Source organism: Metallosphaera javensis (ex Hofmann et al. 2022), from assembly GCF_022064045.1.
Lineage (GTDB): Archaea > Thermoproteota > Thermoprotei_A > Sulfolobales > Sulfolobaceae > Metallosphaera > Metallosphaera javensis.
On record NZ_JAKNCW010000002.1, the window covers coordinates 53,084 to 68,394 of the forward strand.

The 15,311-nt window shown below is 44.4% G+C and carries 14 protein-coding genes; 11 read left to right on the plus strand and 3 right to left on the minus strand.

Translation table 11 applies throughout. The annotated features are described in order from the left end of the window. Positions 1-269 precede the first annotated feature (269 nt). The 6 genes from L3N51_RS02070 (at position 270) to L3N51_RS02095 (ending at position 8,219) form a co-directional block, all read left to right on the plus strand. Positions 270-2,849: a COG1361 S-layer family protein gene (locus L3N51_RS02070; protein WP_238025053.1), complete on the plus strand. Its 2,580-nt coding sequence runs from the start codon at positions 270-272 to the stop codon at positions 2,847-2,849. After that, complete coding sequence (locus L3N51_RS02075) at positions 2,846-4,081, plus strand: ABC transporter permease (RefSeq protein ID WP_238025054.1); 1,236 nt, start codon at positions 2,846-2,848, stop codon at positions 4,079-4,081. The genes L3N51_RS02070 and L3N51_RS02075 overlap by 4 nt, the downstream gene beginning before the upstream one ends. Before the next feature lie 260 nt (positions 4,082-4,341). After that, positions 4,342-5,571 (plus strand): ABC transporter permease, encoded by a 1,230-nt coding sequence (locus L3N51_RS02080; protein ID WP_238025055.1) that lies wholly within the window; start codon positions 4,342-4,344, stop codon positions 5,569-5,571. A 40-nt stretch (positions 5,572-5,611) separates the two neighbouring features. Beyond that, on the plus strand, positions 5,612-6,211 hold the full coding sequence (locus L3N51_RS02085; RefSeq protein ID WP_238025056.1) for a cysteine hydrolase family protein: 600 nt from the start codon (positions 5,612-5,614) through the stop codon (positions 6,209-6,211). Positions 6,212-6,240: 29 nt separating this feature from the next. Further along, positions 6,241-7,212, plus strand: a complete 972-nt coding sequence (locus tag L3N51_RS02090; RefSeq protein WP_238025057.1) for a DHH family phosphoesterase — start codon at positions 6,241-6,243, stop codon at positions 7,210-7,212. A 359-nt stretch (positions 7,213-7,571) separates the two neighbouring features. Continuing rightward, entirely contained in the window at positions 7,572-8,219 is a 648-nt protein-coding gene (locus L3N51_RS02095; protein ID WP_238025058.1) for a peroxiredoxin, read from the plus strand. A 5-nt stretch (positions 8,220-8,224) separates the two neighbouring features. Here the strand turns inward: L3N51_RS02095 and L3N51_RS02100 are convergent, their stop codons facing one another. Continuing rightward, positions 8,225-8,881, minus strand: a complete 657-nt coding sequence (locus L3N51_RS02100) for a metallophosphoesterase family protein (RefSeq protein ID WP_238025059.1) — start codon at positions 8,879-8,881, stop codon at positions 8,225-8,227. A 32-nt stretch (positions 8,882-8,913) separates the two neighbouring features. On the opposite strand from L3N51_RS02100, the gene L3N51_RS02105 reads away from it, so the two are divergent. Genes L3N51_RS02105 through L3N51_RS02115 form a run of 3 tightly spaced genes read left to right on the plus strand, consistent with a single transcriptional unit; the run spans position 8,914 to position 11,839 of the window. Further along, positions 8,914-10,056 (plus strand): DUF763 domain-containing protein, encoded by a 1,143-nt coding sequence (locus tag L3N51_RS02105; protein WP_238025060.1) that lies wholly within the window; start codon positions 8,914-8,916, stop codon positions 10,054-10,056. Further along, the gene (locus L3N51_RS02110) at positions 10,034-11,146 is read left to right on the plus strand and encodes a citrate synthase/methylcitrate synthase (RefSeq protein WP_238025061.1); all 1,113 of its coding nucleotides are present in this window, start codon (positions 10,034-10,036) and stop codon (positions 11,144-11,146) included. Before L3N51_RS02105 ends, L3N51_RS02110 begins: the two co-directional genes overlap by 23 nt. A gap of 33 nt (positions 11,147-11,179) precedes the next feature. Further along, complete coding sequence (locus tag L3N51_RS02115) at positions 11,180-11,839, plus strand: DUF47 domain-containing protein (RefSeq protein WP_238025062.1); 660 nt, start codon at positions 11,180-11,182, stop codon at positions 11,837-11,839. Between the two features lie 38 nt (positions 11,840-11,877). Here L3N51_RS02115 and L3N51_RS02120 read toward each other — a convergent pair whose 3' ends face one another. After that, complete coding sequence (locus L3N51_RS02120) at positions 11,878-12,375, minus strand: ribbon-helix-helix domain-containing protein (RefSeq protein WP_238025063.1); 498 nt, start codon at positions 12,373-12,375, stop codon at positions 11,878-11,880. Between the two features lie 799 nt (positions 12,376-13,174). Between L3N51_RS02120 and L3N51_RS02125 the strand changes: the two genes are divergently transcribed. Continuing rightward, positions 13,175-13,390, plus strand: coding sequence for a ribbon-helix-helix domain-containing protein (locus tag L3N51_RS02125; RefSeq protein WP_238025064.1), 216 nt, complete (start codon positions 13,175-13,177; stop codon positions 13,388-13,390). 17 nt (positions 13,391-13,407) lie between these two features. Next, positions 13,408-14,367 (plus strand): inorganic phosphate transporter, encoded by a 960-nt coding sequence (locus L3N51_RS02130; protein WP_238025065.1) that lies wholly within the window; start codon positions 13,408-13,410, stop codon positions 14,365-14,367. On the opposite strand, the gene L3N51_RS02135 is transcribed toward L3N51_RS02130, so the two are convergent. Continuing rightward, complete coding sequence (locus L3N51_RS02135; RefSeq protein ID WP_238025066.1) at positions 14,315-15,289, minus strand: hypothetical protein; 975 nt, start codon at positions 15,287-15,289, stop codon at positions 14,315-14,317. The two genes, L3N51_RS02130 and L3N51_RS02135, sit on opposite strands and share 53 nt — an antisense overlap. Positions 15,290-15,311 lie beyond the last annotated feature (22 nt).

Genomic DNA, 15,311 nt, shown 5'->3' on the forward strand with positions numbered 1-15,311 from the left:
AAAAAGATATTCCGGAGACCTCTGAATAGAGGCCGACTCTTCCTTTCCCTCTGCCCCGATATCTTCACTTCACGCACGGCTAAAATTTCATCCTCTGGTCAGAATGAGTTTAAGGCTTCTTTCTCTGGGTCGTAATAACCTTGGAGATCTTCTACATCATCACATAAGGTAAACGAGTCTTATAAAGGATGTAACAGGAGTATATGGAAAAGTCTTATAAAAGGCATATCGAATAACCGACTATGAAAAATTTGATAGTTTTACTACTTATGGTAGTATTCTTATCTCCTTTATCATTTTTTATCGTCACTGCCAATCCAGCTACCCCCACGGTCTCCATCTTGGGATATGGTTGGGGTAGCCCAAGTTCCACGGTAAGCGCTTACCCAGGTTACACTGATTTTCCATTCTATGTCGAGATAGGGGCAGTCGACTCTGCCACTCCACTGAGCGCATCCATTTCCTTTCCCACTGGTTCCCCCTTCACTGCAGTGGGCGGGAATCAGGCAGGAGTTTCTCAGGGAAGTGGTTACTACCTCGCTGTTTTCTACCTAACCGTATCTAGCTCGGCGTCCCCAGGTTACTATTCAGCTAAGGTTACGGTTAACTATGGAGCCCCAATAGCGGACCAGGTGTGTGTTGAAAGTAAAACGTTCAACATTGAAATTCCTGTATCTGCAGTCGATTTCCCAATTCCCGTGGGAATCCAGGGCGGAACCAGCCAGGTATCTCAACCACTGGTCACGGGAGAGGGGGTTACACCAATCACAGTATCCGTCTCAAACCCCTCAAGTAACACAGTAGATAATGTTCTGGTAAATTTGACCCTTCCATCTGGTTTGATGAGCGAAACAGGCAAGAACTTCCTTACGTTCACTATTCCCTCAATTCCCCCTCAGGAAACTCTTCAATCAACTCAAATGGTCAACGTTACCCAGAAGGCAGTCCCGGGGACCTACACCCTCAACTACTCGGTGACATTCACCAACTATCTGGGCTACAGGTACTATGCCACAAACTCTAACATAACTTCAGGTAATGCTAACGTAACGCTGGTTAACATACCCTTAACTCTCACCATCTATCCAAAAACGCCGTTAACCTTTTACGCTACCTCCGCTTCAGCCACACCCTCCTCTCTAGTATCCATCACGTTAAGGGTAAACTCCTCTTTTAACGCATATATTGAGTCCGTAACCCCGCAGACCAGCTTAACTCTCATTAGCTCTAACTTCACACCCACCACATTTCAGGGAACTTCTAGTTTCAACTATACATTCCAGGTTCCGCAGACCCTGCTACCTGGAGCATATCCTGTCACATTTGCCATCACGTATCAGTTGTTTGGACAACAGCAAGAAACAACTGTTACTACATTCGTACAGGTAAGTTACTATAATGCAGTACCAACCTTGTCAGATCCCACTTGGTCCACGTTGGCTACTCCTGGAACAACAGGTGCCACATTAACTTTTCTGCTTACCAATCCCCTTCCTTACCCCATCTCAGATGTTAATGTGACGATTCTTCCACCAACGGGAGTAAGTGCAACCTACGACACATATGTTGTTCCCACTCTATCAGCATCTGGACAGGGCGTAAACTATGCTCAAGTACCCTTCACTATTACCCTGGCACAGAACATCACACCTGGATATCACGAGATACCCTTCGTCGTGAGTTATTTCAGTAACTATGGATATCATGAGGTGAAGTCGCAGATCCCAGTGTACGTATACCCGCAGAGCCAACTTCTTGTGTCCTTCAGTAACGTTACCATATATCAGGGAACTCAGGCCGAACTACCCATCACCTTGGTGAACAACGACCCAGTGTCAATATCATCCGTCTCCGCCAGTCTCAGGCTAGCAGGTCTCAGTGTTGTGGGATTCTCAAATCAGACCTTAAACTTGGGTCCTAACGCTAACGCCACAATAGTTTTCACGATATCTGCCCAGGGAGTTGGAGCCGGGACCTATCCAGCCACACTAACCCTAGTTTACAATTATGAGGGGGTGACCAAGAGCGTTACTTACACAATCCCAATAAACGTGCTTCCAGCTCAAAATATCGTAGGCGTCTCCATAACCCCAACGGAGGTCTTCTACGGTACAATTAATAATGTAACAGTTAAGCTGATAAACAATGCCCAAACTCCCCTTAACAACGTTGTACTAAAGTTATTTGGGCCTTCATCTGAGTTTTCCATATCTCAAAACACAGTGGATATTGGTACTCTTTCCCCAGAAAAGAGTTATAGCGTAACCCTAAGTCTATTACCCACAGTCTCATCGACCACTCCGTTACCCCTATCCGTGCAGGTTCAGTATCTCTTGCCTGGAAGTGGAGTTATCAGTGAAAGCTACAATTTCTCGTTGATAGCTACAGGTCTAGTGGACCTAGTGCTACAACAGCCTTCAGTGACGTTCTCCAATGGTTCTCTAACAGTCAGTGGAGTTCTAGATAATTTTGGCACAGCATCTGCCAATTTCGTCACGGTTTACGTCAATGGTAACTCTACGTACATAGGGAGCGTGCCACCCAACAGCCCTACTCCCTTCTCAACCACGCTGACCTTACCCTTCACGGGAGGGAATTCCTCCACTGCAAGAACTCACGAGATCAAGATAGTAGTATCCTACGAAGATGCCATATATCAACCTCATAACCTGACTTACACTCTCAGTTTCTCGCCATCTGCGACTCACTTTAACGCTACCACGCTAGCTAACTTCAGACATTTCAGAAGAAGTGGCAACTCCCTCCTACCAGATATAGTGATATTCGTTCTTCTAGTAGTCGTGATAGTTCTAGCCATCCTCCTAGTGCTTAGGAGGGGAAAGAAGTGAGGCTATCGGATACGGTTTTATTTGCCTTTAGAGCCTTATCATCCAAGAGATTGAGGGCCACTCTGACCATTGTTGGTATACTCATAGGTCCTGCCATAATCGTGGGACTGATAGGAATGACTCAAGGTTTTTCTGCCACATTAACCCATGAACTCTTTTCAAGTCTTTCTCCCACTGATATCTTTGTAACCCGCGGAAGAGGCGGTGTGAACATAACATCCTATACGGTGCAGGAAATTGAAAGCCTTCCTGGTGTTAAGGCTGTAGTTCCTTATTATACCTTTTCTGCAACAATACAAACTCCCAGCGGATCTGAACCCACAGAGATCTTGGCCATCGATATGTCCAAGGCATCAGAGGTATATCCTGGTTTAACCCTTGAGGCTGGACAATTTCCGTCCTCCTCGTCCACGTTTGGAGCAGTGGTAGGTTACTACATTGCAAATCCTCAATTTCCAGGTCAACCCACATACCATGTAGGCCAGACGATAACCGTGGTCATGAACACACCTCAAGGTAAAATAACTAAGAGTTTCCTAATCACGGGAAGTTTCAACGAGTTTAGCAGCGCCTTTGCGGACATAGATCAAGCAATAGTTGTCCAAAGCATTGTGGGTCAGCAGTATTACGGTGACAGATATTCTGGTCTTATAGTCGAAGCAAGTAGTGTATCTCAGGTAAATAGCGTTGTCAATGAAATACATAGTAAGCTTGGAAATTCTGTGGGAGTAATTGCAGCAGAACAGTTTGATACCCTAATAAATAGTTCCCTTTCATCGGTAAGTAGTCTGCTCTTAATTGCTGGAGCCTCTGCCTTCATTGTAGCCTTCGTGGGGATCCTGAGTACCATGTTCACCACGGTGGTGGAGAGAACAAGGGAAATAGGAGTATTAAGGGCCATAGGCTTCACTAGAAGGGGTATCATGGTCATATTCATAAGTGAATCGATACTAATGGGCTTCTTAGGAGGATTAGCGGGTATAGCTGCAGGTGTGGGAATGGGATACATGCTAACATCATTAACGGGAGGAAGCATTTTTGGAGGTAGAATTGGTGCTGGAAGAGGCCCAGTAGGACTAGGAGGTACAACTCATATCACTCCAGTATTTGAGCCCACTTTCATGGCTGAGGTATTACTCATAACTATTGTGTTTGGATTACTAGCCGGAATTATACCAGCCTATAGGGCTTCCAGGATCGAACCGGCAGTGGCGCTAAGGTATGAAGTATAAAAGAAACGTATTTTCTTCAGTATTTTTAAAAACTATATTAATTCTAGTGAAGGGCCATAGTGTCGTCAAACTCGCATAAATTCGTTTTATGATTTCGTGACTTCGCATTGAATTCCTTGAAACTTAAAAAATGCTAACATGACGACACTATGTGAAGGGCCAAGGATAGAATCGCCAGTTTCCCATGATACCTTATCCACTGTTACCAAAAAGTTTGATATTATCTTATACGGAATTCCAAAGTATAAGGTGGTTTCGAAATGAAATTTTCAGATGTTGTAAGCTTTTCCTTTAAAGCCTTAACCTCGAAGAAGCTGAGGACCAGTCTCACCATCTTAGGTATTCTAATAGGCCCAGCCATAGTAGTGGGATTGACGGGTTTAACCCTAGGATTTTCCTCAGTCCTAACCCATCAGCTTTTCTCTAGTCTTTCTCCCACGGACATCTTCGTTACGCCAGGTACTAACGTGATTACATCCTATACCGTGCAACAGATATCCCATATGCCGGGTGTTAAGGCTGTAGTTCCCTTTTATCTTATTTCTGGTACAATTGAAACCCCAAGCGGTCCGGAGGCTACAGAGATTCTCTCCATTAGTACTAGCCAAGCTTCCGAGGTGTTCCCCGGATTAACTTTGCAGGAAGGCCAATATCCCTCACCCTACTCATCTTATGGAGCTGTGGTCGGTTATTACATAGCTCATCCACAATACCCCGGACAGCCCACATATCAAGTGGGTCAGACCATAACAGTGGTCATGAATACGCCTAACGGGAAGATCACAAAGACCTTCTTGGTCACGGGAAGTTTCAACGAATTCAGTAGCGCCTTTGCGGACATAGACAGGGCACTAGTTGTGCAAAATATAGTAGGTTCTCAGTACTACGGGGATCAGTACAGCGGTTTAATTGTTGAAGCAAGTAGCGTATCTCAAGTGAACAATGTTGTTACCGAAATACATAATGAACTTGGAAGGTCAGTGAGCGTCACATCTGTGGAGCAATTCATTACCCTCATAAATAACTCGCTATCTGCGGTTAGCAGTCTTCTTTTCGTTGCCGGTGCCTCATCTTTCATTGTAGCCTTCGTGGGGATCCTGAGTACCATGTTCACCACGGTGGTGGAGAGAACAAGGGAAATAGGAGTATTAAGGGCCATAGGCTTCACTAGAAGGGGTATCATGGTCATATTTGTGACAGAGGCTATCCTCATGGGTCTACTTGGCGGACTGGCAGGCATAGGAGCGGGAGTTGGCATGGGATACCTTCTCACTTCAGCTACAGATTCTGGAGGACCCGGGGCCGGAAGAGGAAGCGCTGCTGCGTCCAGAGGGCTTGGAATAAATGCTCATATTACTCCAGTATTTGAGCCCACTTTCATGGCTGAGGTAATACTCATTACCGTCCTGTTTAGCCTATTAGCCGGAATTATACCAGCCTATAGGGCTTCCAGGATCGAACCAGCAGTGGCGCTAAGGTATGAAGTATGAAATCCGGGATCTTTTTTAACGCGCATTCTGTTTTTCATTTGTGAGAAAGGAGATTCTAACTCCTGAAATTCCTATTCTAAAGAGCTTATCCATAGATCCCGCAAAAAGTGCAGTTGTAGTTGTGGATATGCAAAATGACTTTGTAAGGAAGGAGGGGAAACTCTATGTGCCTGACGCCGAGTCCACAATTTCTCCCATAAAGCAGTTGATTACCAAGGCAAGGGATTCAGGTGCTCACGTCATATATACTCAGGACTGGCACCTAAAAGATGATCCCGAGTTTAAGATATGGGGAGAACATGCTGTTGCTGGATCCTGGGGAGCAGAGATTGTGGACGAACTGAAACCCGAGAAAGATGACTACGTTGTTAAAAAATTGAGATATGATGCCTTCTTCGGAACCTCCCTAGATTATTATCTTCAGGTTAAGGGTATAGATACTCTGGTGGTGACCGGAACTGTGGCTAACATATGCGTTCTCCATACAGCAGGGAGCGCTGCATTGAGGTGGTATAACATTGTTGTACCAACCGACGGGGTATCAGCTATAACGGAATTTGACTACTATGCAACTCTGAGGCAGGTGGACTTTCTTTATAAAGGGAAGATAACCTCCATTCAAGGAATTACTTTTAAGTAATGGTTACCAGTGAAACCTGACCTGAGAAAATGGACTATTACGCCATTGTACACAACGACTTTGATGGAACTGCCTCCGCCAGCGTTTACGCTAGGGCAGTTAACTCCTTACCCAAAAATGTCTGGTTCACAGAACCAACGAAACTTCACGAAGTTCTGGCAAAATTGGAGCTAAGGGGAGTTTCAAAGATAATGATAGCGGATCTAGGAATTAACGAATCAACCTTTCCCTCCCTGGTTGAAGCTGTTAAGCGACTTAAGGGCGAAGGTGCTACCATTCAATGGTTTGACCATCATGTCTGGAAGGACGAGTGGAAATCGAAATTGAAGGAAGTGGGCGTTGAGGTTTATCACGATGTAACCACATGCGGGGCTGGAGTGGTTAATAAGGTAATGAATCCCGATGACGAGATATCCAGGAGGCTCGCCTCAGCTGACTGTTCCGTGGATATATGGCTTCACGATGATCCGCTGGGAGAAAAGCTGAGAAGGATAGTTGAGAATGACAGAAGTTTTGAATGGAAAAAGAGGCTACTTGAGATCTTCTATGGTGGAACCCTCTGGAATGAGGAGTTCCAGAGAATTCTGGAAACCAGAATAGATGAGGAGTTGAAAGGATACCAGAAGATCTGGAAATACGTTAAAGTTTTGGATGTGGAGGGAGTGAAGGTGGTGGTCGCAATAAGGTGGAGAGGTCCACCCGATATAAGTTACGCCTCCCAATTTCTCATGACGAGGACAGGTGCAGATATCTTCGTTTCAGCTAACGGGAGGGCAGTTTCCTTCAGGAGCAACACCATAGACGTGAGACGTTTTGCGGTGGGATTAGGTGGTGGGGGTCACCCTCTGGCCGCTGGCGCGTCCCTAAGAATTCCCGTGTTCTATAGGTTTCTGAGATGGTTGGGAATAAGGGGACCAGTCATAGACTGGGTTTCAAGAGTTGTGGTAGATGTGATAAAACGCGAAGGTCTGGTAAAGTATGAGAGAAAAACAGCACATTAACAAGTTTTGAGATTTAAACGAAATATAGCTAGTTTCCATGAATTCGATCTAAAATGAAATAAATTTATCCGCCTCGTCCAAATTGTGGTTAAACCCGTATAAATTGGTCCTATGACGTGATAATATGGCACGAATTCACTTAACCTTAAAAACATGTCAACGCGGGGACTAGCCCAGTTTGTTGTGTATTTCACGTTAAAGACTCCTTAAATACACAACATGGAGTAAACCCCAATGCTACACTGTGCGCCTGGTTGAAGATGTCTGGCGAGTGGTATGTTAAATCTCTACAAAAAGTAACTTCTAGTTAATAGCGACAACAATTTAACCTTCTAGACATAGTTAGTGTAGGTGTCAAAATGGTCAAAGTATATCAAAAATTCCCAGACGTTCAAGTTATGACCACAGCTGGTCCGATAGACTTTTACAAGGACGTATTTGGAAAGGGTAAATGGTTGTTCCTATTCGCTCATCCTGCGGACTTTACGCCAGTCTGCACAACTGAGTTCGCCGAGTTTGCTAAGAACTACTCGGAATTTGAGAAGCTAGGTGTACAGCTGGTGGGCCTGAGCGTGGACAGTATTTACTCCCATATTGCTTGGTTAACTGATATAGAGCAGAGATATGGACTGAAAATTCCCTTCCCCGTCATAGCTGACCCGGAGAAGAAACTGTCGAGATTGCTGGATCTAGTTGAGGAGAATTCTGGACTCACAGTGAGGGGAGTTTTCATAGTGGATCCGCAAGGAACAATAAGGTTCATGGCCCAATATCCCATAGAAGCTGGGAGGAACATGCAAGAGTTAATCAGGATAACCAAGGCTCTAATAGTGTCCTATAAGGCCAAGGTCTCCACTCCCGTGAACTGGGAACCTGGGAAGGAGGTTGTGGTTGGAGCTCCAACTACACTCATGGAAGCAGAAATGAGGATGAAGTTACCCAATGCAAAAGCCTGGTACCTGATGTTCAAGAAGTATGAGGAACTACCCCCAGATCAAAGAGTGTAACCTTTTTAGATTTTTATTGTGGTAAACCCTCTATTTGCCGGTAATGCAACGTTATACACTTCCACTCTATCCACTCTAGCGTGAGTGACCACTGATTTGTGAGCGTGACCATGTATTGCGATGTCCGGTTTGCATTTTATCTCCCTAATCAGGGGATAGCCAAGCTCAGGATAGGCCCAGGTTTTCTCACCCTTCACTGTCTCATAGGCGGAAGAATAGTGGGTGATCAGAACAGTCAGGTCTCCTTCCTTTCTGCAGAGGAGGTCCTCAATCTTCTCTTTCCTCTTCATATAGAATTCCCTGCCTATTCCACTCTCCAGTTGCCACTTGGTGGGCCTCTCAATTACCCCTTCACTTCCCACTAAGTAGAGTGTGGAATCCCCAATCCTCAGTGAAGTGGCTTCTTCCTCAAGCCAGACTATCTTGGGGTAGAGCCTTCTATACTCAGCCCTCAAATCTCTAAAGTCGTCGTTACCAAATACAGCTATCACTCGCTTGGAGGACAATAACCTGTAGATGGGATCGAAATGGAGAACCTTACCCTTGTCTACCAGATCTCCGGCTAGAATGTATAGATCGTATGGTGGCGCCGTCCTGAAGGCTATAAAGAAATCGTTGAGGAATCTTGGTGAGTGTATGTCAGAGATAGCTCCCAATATCATGGTTTTTAATTAGTGTAGCTAATAAATATTTCATGGAGATAACAGGCATCAGTGACTTACCGCTTCACTACGGCAGAGTTCCCCAATGGCTTATCCCTATAATGAAGAGGCTGTCCAGAGCTATTGTAGATGTAATGCTTCTTGAGTGGGGTCCAGATAAGGTAGTCGAAAGGTTATCCAACCCTTTTTGGTTTCAGGGTTTCAATAACGTAATAGGTATGGACTGGGACTCCTCTGGTTCGACCACAGTCACCCTGGGCATACTGAAGGAGGTAATTAGCCCCGCTCAAGATGGGTTGGCTGTGACTGGAGGAAAGGGAAAGAACTCCCTAAATGTTCCTAAGGAATTGGCCACCCTTCCACTCAATTTCAACGTGGACTCTCAGGGACTTATCAGGATCAGTAAACTGGTTGCCAAGACCGATACCACCCTTCTCCAGGACGGCCATGAGCTATATCATCACTCCCTTCTGGTATCGGAATCGGGTAAGTGGGCAATAATTCAGCAGGGAATGAACCCCACCACGAGGTTTGCCAGGAGATATCACTGGAGTTCAGTGCGTAACCCGGTTGACGAGAAACGCGAGGGGTTAGCTGGACAAAGGGAAAAAGCTGTGCTGAACATTCACGACTCCATTAACGCGAAAAAGGTGATCATGGATCTACTGAGGGAAGACCCCATCAAGATAGAGAGGGAGTATCTCAGGTCCATGGCTATGATTAAGGGTACATCTCTGGACTCTTGGGTTAGCCTTGGAACCACTGGGGCCATATCCGCTGAGGCAAGGATAGTTTACATGAAGCCCGTTGATGTGAAGAGGGTTGTGAAGGTTCTCCACGAAGTGAGGGAGTATTCACCCGCAAATCTTGAGGAAGCTCTCCTCTTGGGTGTAGGTCCCTCCACCATGAGGGCTTTGAGTTTGGTGTCCGATCTAATCTATAATGAACCACCTTCGTACAACGACCCGGTTAACGTGCCCTTTGATCCCTTTAAGTACGCCTTCGCAATAGGTGGGAAGGATGGGGTCCCCTTCCCTGTACACAGGGAGATCGCCTTTGAGGTCATTCACACCCTTGAAGAGTTTGTGACGCAAGCTAAGCTAGAGAAAAAAGATAAAGCCCTTGCGTTAAATAAGCTGAGGGAAATGAAACTTGGAGTTAAGGAAAGGACTTGAGGATATTGCCATAAAGGAGACCTCCATCACCTATATTGACGGTGAGCTAGGTAGACTTTACTACAGGGGTTACTCCATATTTGATTTGGCCAGTTTCTCCAATTTCGAGGAGGTTGCATATCTAATTTGGTATGGCAAGTTACCCACCAGGCATGAGTTAGAAGATTTCAAGTCCAGGTTAGCTGAGGAGAGGTCCATTTCCGAAGACATTTCTAACTTCGTGAAGAGGACCGCAAAGTCAGGTAACCCAATGGATATACTCAGGACTGCCGTGAGCATGATGGGGCTGGAAGATAGAAGTGATGGAGACCTCATAGGGAAGGCAATAAGGATGACTGCAAAGATCCCTACAATAATATCTTTGATTCAGAGGACAAAAAGAAACCAGGAGTTCGTGGAACCGGATCCCTCACTTTCCCATTCTGAGAACTTCCTTTATATGATAAGAGGCGAGAGACCATCTCCCACGGACTCAAGGATCATGGATGTTTCGTTAATGCTACACATGGATCATGAGATGAACGCCTCAACAATGGCATGTCTCGTTGTCGCCTCCACACTCTCCGATATCTACTCCTCAGTTGTAGCTGGTATATCTGCACTGAAGGGTCCCCTTCATGGGGGAGCCAACTCAGAGGCTCTGAAGCAGTTCATGGAGATTGGTACTCCTGATAACGTGGAGAAGTATGTGATGAATAAGCTCAGTTCAGGGCAGAGATTGATGGGGTTCGGGCACAGGATCTACAAGAGCATGGATCCTAGGGCGAAGATTCTCAAGGAATACGCAACCCAGCTCTCCAAGACTGAGGAGATCAAAAGACTGTTTGAAATAGCGAACAAGGTTGAGGAAATAGGGATAAAGATACTTGGCAGGAGGGGAATCTACCCCAATGTAGACTTTTACTCTGGGCTTGTGTTCTACTCAATGGGTTTTGACCCGGATCTCTTCCCCACGATCTTCGCCTCAGCCAGGGTTATTGGATGGACGGCTCACGTGGATGAATACCTGAAGGATAACAAACTCATAAGACCCAAGGCCATCTACGTAGGAGATCTAGGAAAAAGGTACGTTCCCATAGAAGAAAGGTAATAGTTTTAATATCAAAGGAAAATAGTATTCGTGATGATTAAGTTCACCATTAACAAGGAGGAGATACTGTTTTCTAAAACTCTTGAAATGACCAAAAATATCAATGATGCCATCCTGAGGTTGAACGAACTTGTGAGAAAGGTAATCAGGGGAGACAGGGAAGGCGTAATGTCAGAGGTCATTAGGATAAAGGCGATCTATGAGAGGGTTGCCATGCTAAGGGAGGAGATAGTATCCATGCTTTATGGGGAGGCTTTCCTCCCAGACTTCAAGGAGTCCATGATGATGCTAAATCAGGCGCTTTATAACACCATAAAGGCCATTAAGGACTCGGGGAGGGCAATCTCCTCCAGGAAACCCAATGAAGGGTTACTGAAGGCCTTAAGTGACGGTCTTCTAACCTATCTCTCCACAGTGATTGAAGGTGGGGAGAAACTCACCGAGATGATTTCCTACATGAAAACCGACATGAAGGAGGCAATAAGGATCGGGAAGGAGATCCAGCTACTGGAAAGGAACGGAGATGACATCAAGGACGTTCTGATACAGAAGTTGTATGATTCTGAGGGCATTGCTGACGTTATCAGCATCCTCCAGTTCAAGGACGTAATCATTTTCATGGATGATATTCTTGATTACATGGAAGAGGCAACACTAAGTATAGAGACCCTTTATGCAACTTTGAAGGCCTGAACAAGAAACAGGTTGCTATAGAAGATCTTCGATGCCTGTTATTGTTGCTGTGTTATCCTTTTAACAAACCGTGCCTTTCTTGTTATCATTAACTTGTTGATGGATGGCGGGACAACAAGTTCATCAACGGAAATGATGGAGTCAACGTATCTCTCCAGGGTATCCTGATCAATATCCGGCAGTATCAGTTTTCCTATGTTCCTGAATGAAACTGGCCTACCTGTTGATATTATTTCAGACTTGAAGACTGTTATTTCCCCAATGTTGGACACAACTAGAACATTTCTCTTAGACTCATTAAATCCGTCTATGAAGGCTTTGCCTGTACTCTTTATGCTATCCTTTACGTTGGAGGTAATCATCTCTGCCTCGGAGATTGCACTTAGAAAGTTTCCAATGGCCTGATTTGTGATTTCTCCCACAGTTTTACCTGTCTCGCGGGCTAAATTCACCAACCTCTCGTAGAGTTTGGAATCGACTCCCCTTATGGTAACCGTCCTGTTTTCCTTGTTATTCGTGTTTGATGCGTCTGACATGTTTTCTTATAATTCATGAAAGCATAAAAACTTTTCCCGGAGATATTCAGTTAGAATGACGACTCGCTTCGCTCTATTCATGAAGACTTATATAGAAATGATTGCGATTTAGATAATAGAAAACAGAACATTAATCTTCTAGAATTTAGCTCTATCTAGTAAGAAAAGCTTAAATGGACGATTAGAGATATTGAATACATGGTGTTACTATGGCAGTGATCCAGATAGCGCCTCACGTTCGAGAAATGTTAAATACACATGGTTTTGAGCGCAAAGTCACGTTGCCTATTAAGATGGTTTCTAACATGGACGCAGTAATTAATACAGCATTACCTAAATCTGTAGTTGGTGTGATAGCTGTCCTAAATCCGGATACAGCACATTGCGAACAAATTAAGAACACTGTTCAAAGGGTTAGGCCAAACTCTTATACGATGTGCCTTTTTGACGAAGGGCATCCAAGCAATATTATTTCGATATATTATAAGTAGCCCTTGATTATGCGATCAAGGTTGACTTTTAGCTTAAATGCGATGAATATCTTAGTTGTCAAGGGAAGCAAACTAAAATAACTTCTTGCACTGCCTACGGTCATAAAAACTGTTAAGAGACCTTTTCTTTTTGTTATTTTATATGGTATTTACCTCTATACTGTATTTACACTATACAGCTTTTTTACTCTTATTATGTACAGTGTTTACTAGCTTCGGGCTTAAAGTATTTAAACAATTCAAAAGACAGTGGCCTCGAAAGGTTTATCTATCAAGGCTTATACAAAGATATGGCTATGGTTATGAATTTGTCTAAGGATGAACAAGGAGAAAGTGAGGGATTCACAATAGAGATAGATATAAGGAAAGAGACAAAAACAGTCACTTTCAAGCTTGACGCCTCTCTACTTCAGAGGATAGATGAAAGTATAAAACAAAGAAATGGCGTATCTAGAAATTCCATATCAAGAAGCGACTTCATAAGGCACGCAATACTCTTTAAACTTCAAAAACTCAAGGCGTAATCAGGAACTGAATTTCAATGAATTTATTAAATTTAGGATTATTTCTTGTAGGTTTGGTTTCATCCTTTGTGGTTGGAGGAAATAATTCTGCAACCTCTCTAGGCATACTTATATCCACCAACTCCATGAAGAGAAAATATTCGTATTTGGTTAGCGCCGTTAGTATGTTCCTTGGAGTCTCCGTGGGTGCCATATCCCTTTCTGGCAGTATAAGGGGAACGGTTATCGGGGTTCAACCCTATCTCAGTATAGCAGTGCTCTCCGTGTTCCTAGCCTCCGTGGTCTCCTTTTATTATCTCAATCGCTCTGGCATCCCATCGTCTTTAAGTCAGATGATCTATCCCTCCTTGGCCATACTGGTGATTCTGTCTAGGGAGCTCTCTTTTGACTGGGGGAAGTTCTGGTTTACCGTCATGTCTTGGGCCTTCTCTCCCCTATTGGCGATAGTTTCCTCACTTCTACTTTATTATATACTAGTGAGGATAACAACTAAAGAGAAAAAAATTATAAGGGAAATGAAAATATATAAGTTCCTGATCATCTCATCCGCAGTATTTACCTCCTTCGTCACAGACGCAAATGCTATTGGAATAATAACCTCAGAGGGATTACTTTCCGAACCTGCTTACGTTGTGTTTCCTCTATACGCTCTTGCAGCCTCATTCGGTATCTACTTTAGCTCAAGGAAGGCATCAATTGTGGTTGGTTTTAGACTAACTAGGATGGGATATCTGAGCGCTACATCGGCTTTGTTGGGGAGTGACATAATATCGGAGATCTTCACGTTGTTTGGGGTGCCAATTTCCATAACCCAGACGGTGATGGGTGGAATTCTAGGTTTAAGTTTCAGGAGTTATGGTCCTGACGTTAAGACGCAACTGAAACAGGTTACGAAGGGATGGTTAACCTCTCCGGTTATTGCAATTATTTCATCCCTTGCTGCCTTTGGTGTTTTGAAGAGCCTTCTTGGCTTATGAACCTTGAAGAGATCCCATTTTTCAAGGAGTATAGGCCCAATGCGTTCCTAACCAGATAGAGATATAAAAGTAGGGCCAATACCCACGGAATCCCGGTAAAGGTTATCAGATCAACCACAAGAAGGAGTGGGATGAGCCATTCCCATCCGTAATTATACCTGGCCAGAGAGTAAGTTGAGCAACTCATGAGAAGAACAGTCATTATGCCCACCGTGAAGGAATGAAGTGGATAGAGTCCTCCTTCGAAAAGGCCAAAGATTCCTGAAAAGACGATAGCGCCCACGTTCAGTAGTGCAGATAGAGTAGTTAGATTTATTCCCACCCTAAAAGTCCTTCCTCTAATGAGAAGAAAGGGATATACAACCGTGATGAGATTTATCAGTGAAGGAAAGAAGTAACTTGCTAGAATTGTTAGGAGTAAAGGAATTTGTTTCTTGCCCAACAATGGTCTAGCGCCAAGAGTGGCAGAGAAAATACCCACGTTAACCCCCAGGACGTAAAGCAGGAGTGGAACCTCAAGGACGTAAAAATCGTGAAAGAAACTGAACACGTACCAGGATACAGTCCCAGCTAGAGAGGAAACCAAAACCAGATAGTTAATGGGAAACTTGGACCCGTAATTCATCACATCCCCTATGGCCCACATCATTATCATGAATGCTACCCCCATTCCAGCTCCGATGAGAACAGGGGTCAGGGAGAGCAAGAGTACCAGCGTGACTAAGTGCCCCACTATATATTTCCTCGCGGGCGCGAAAAGCCTAAACATCATTCCCACGTAAAAGAGATAGGCCCCACTCATCATGAAGAGTGGGTGAAGATTCCCTCCTATAACTATCTGTAATGCTCCCAAGGCCCAGTAAGCTATTGCACCGTAAATGAAAGGGATGTAAACTCCCCAGGGTTCTATGACACTCTTCATTGGGAAATAATACCCGAACATG

Excerpts from the sequence above, each read along its gene's own strand:
- L3N51_RS02070 (WP_238025053.1), top strand. The coding sequence starts at position 270 with ATGGTAGTATTCTTATCTCCTTTATCATTTTTTATCGTCACTGCCAAT.
- L3N51_RS02080 (WP_238025055.1), top strand. The coding sequence starts at position 4,342 with ATGAAATTTTCAGATGTTGTAAGCTTTTCCTTTAAAGCCTTAACCTCG.
- L3N51_RS02090 (WP_238025057.1), top strand. The coding sequence starts at position 6,241 with ATGGACTATTACGCCATTGTACACAACGACTTTGATGGAACTGCCTCC.
- L3N51_RS02095 (WP_238025058.1), top strand. The coding sequence starts at position 7,572 with ATGGTCAAAGTATATCAAAAATTCCCAGACGTTCAAGTTATGACCACA.
- L3N51_RS02100 (WP_238025059.1), bottom strand. The coding sequence starts at position 8,881 with ATGATATTGGGAGCTATCTCTGACATACACTCACCAAGATTCCTCAAC.
- L3N51_RS02105 (WP_238025060.1), top strand. The coding sequence starts at position 8,914 with ATGGAGATAACAGGCATCAGTGACTTACCGCTTCACTACGGCAGAGTT.
- L3N51_RS02115 (WP_238025062.1), top strand. The coding sequence starts at position 11,180 with ATGATTAAGTTCACCATTAACAAGGAGGAGATACTGTTTTCTAAAACT.
- L3N51_RS02120 (WP_238025063.1), bottom strand. The coding sequence starts at position 12,375 with ATGTCAGACGCATCAAACACGAATAACAAGGAAAACAGGACGGTTACC.
- L3N51_RS02130 (WP_238025065.1), top strand. The coding sequence starts at position 13,408 with ATGAATTTATTAAATTTAGGATTATTTCTTGTAGGTTTGGTTTCATCC.
- L3N51_RS02135 (WP_238025066.1), bottom strand. The coding sequence starts at position 15,289 with ATGAAGAGTGTCATAGAACCCTGGGGAGTTTACATCCCTTTCATTTAC.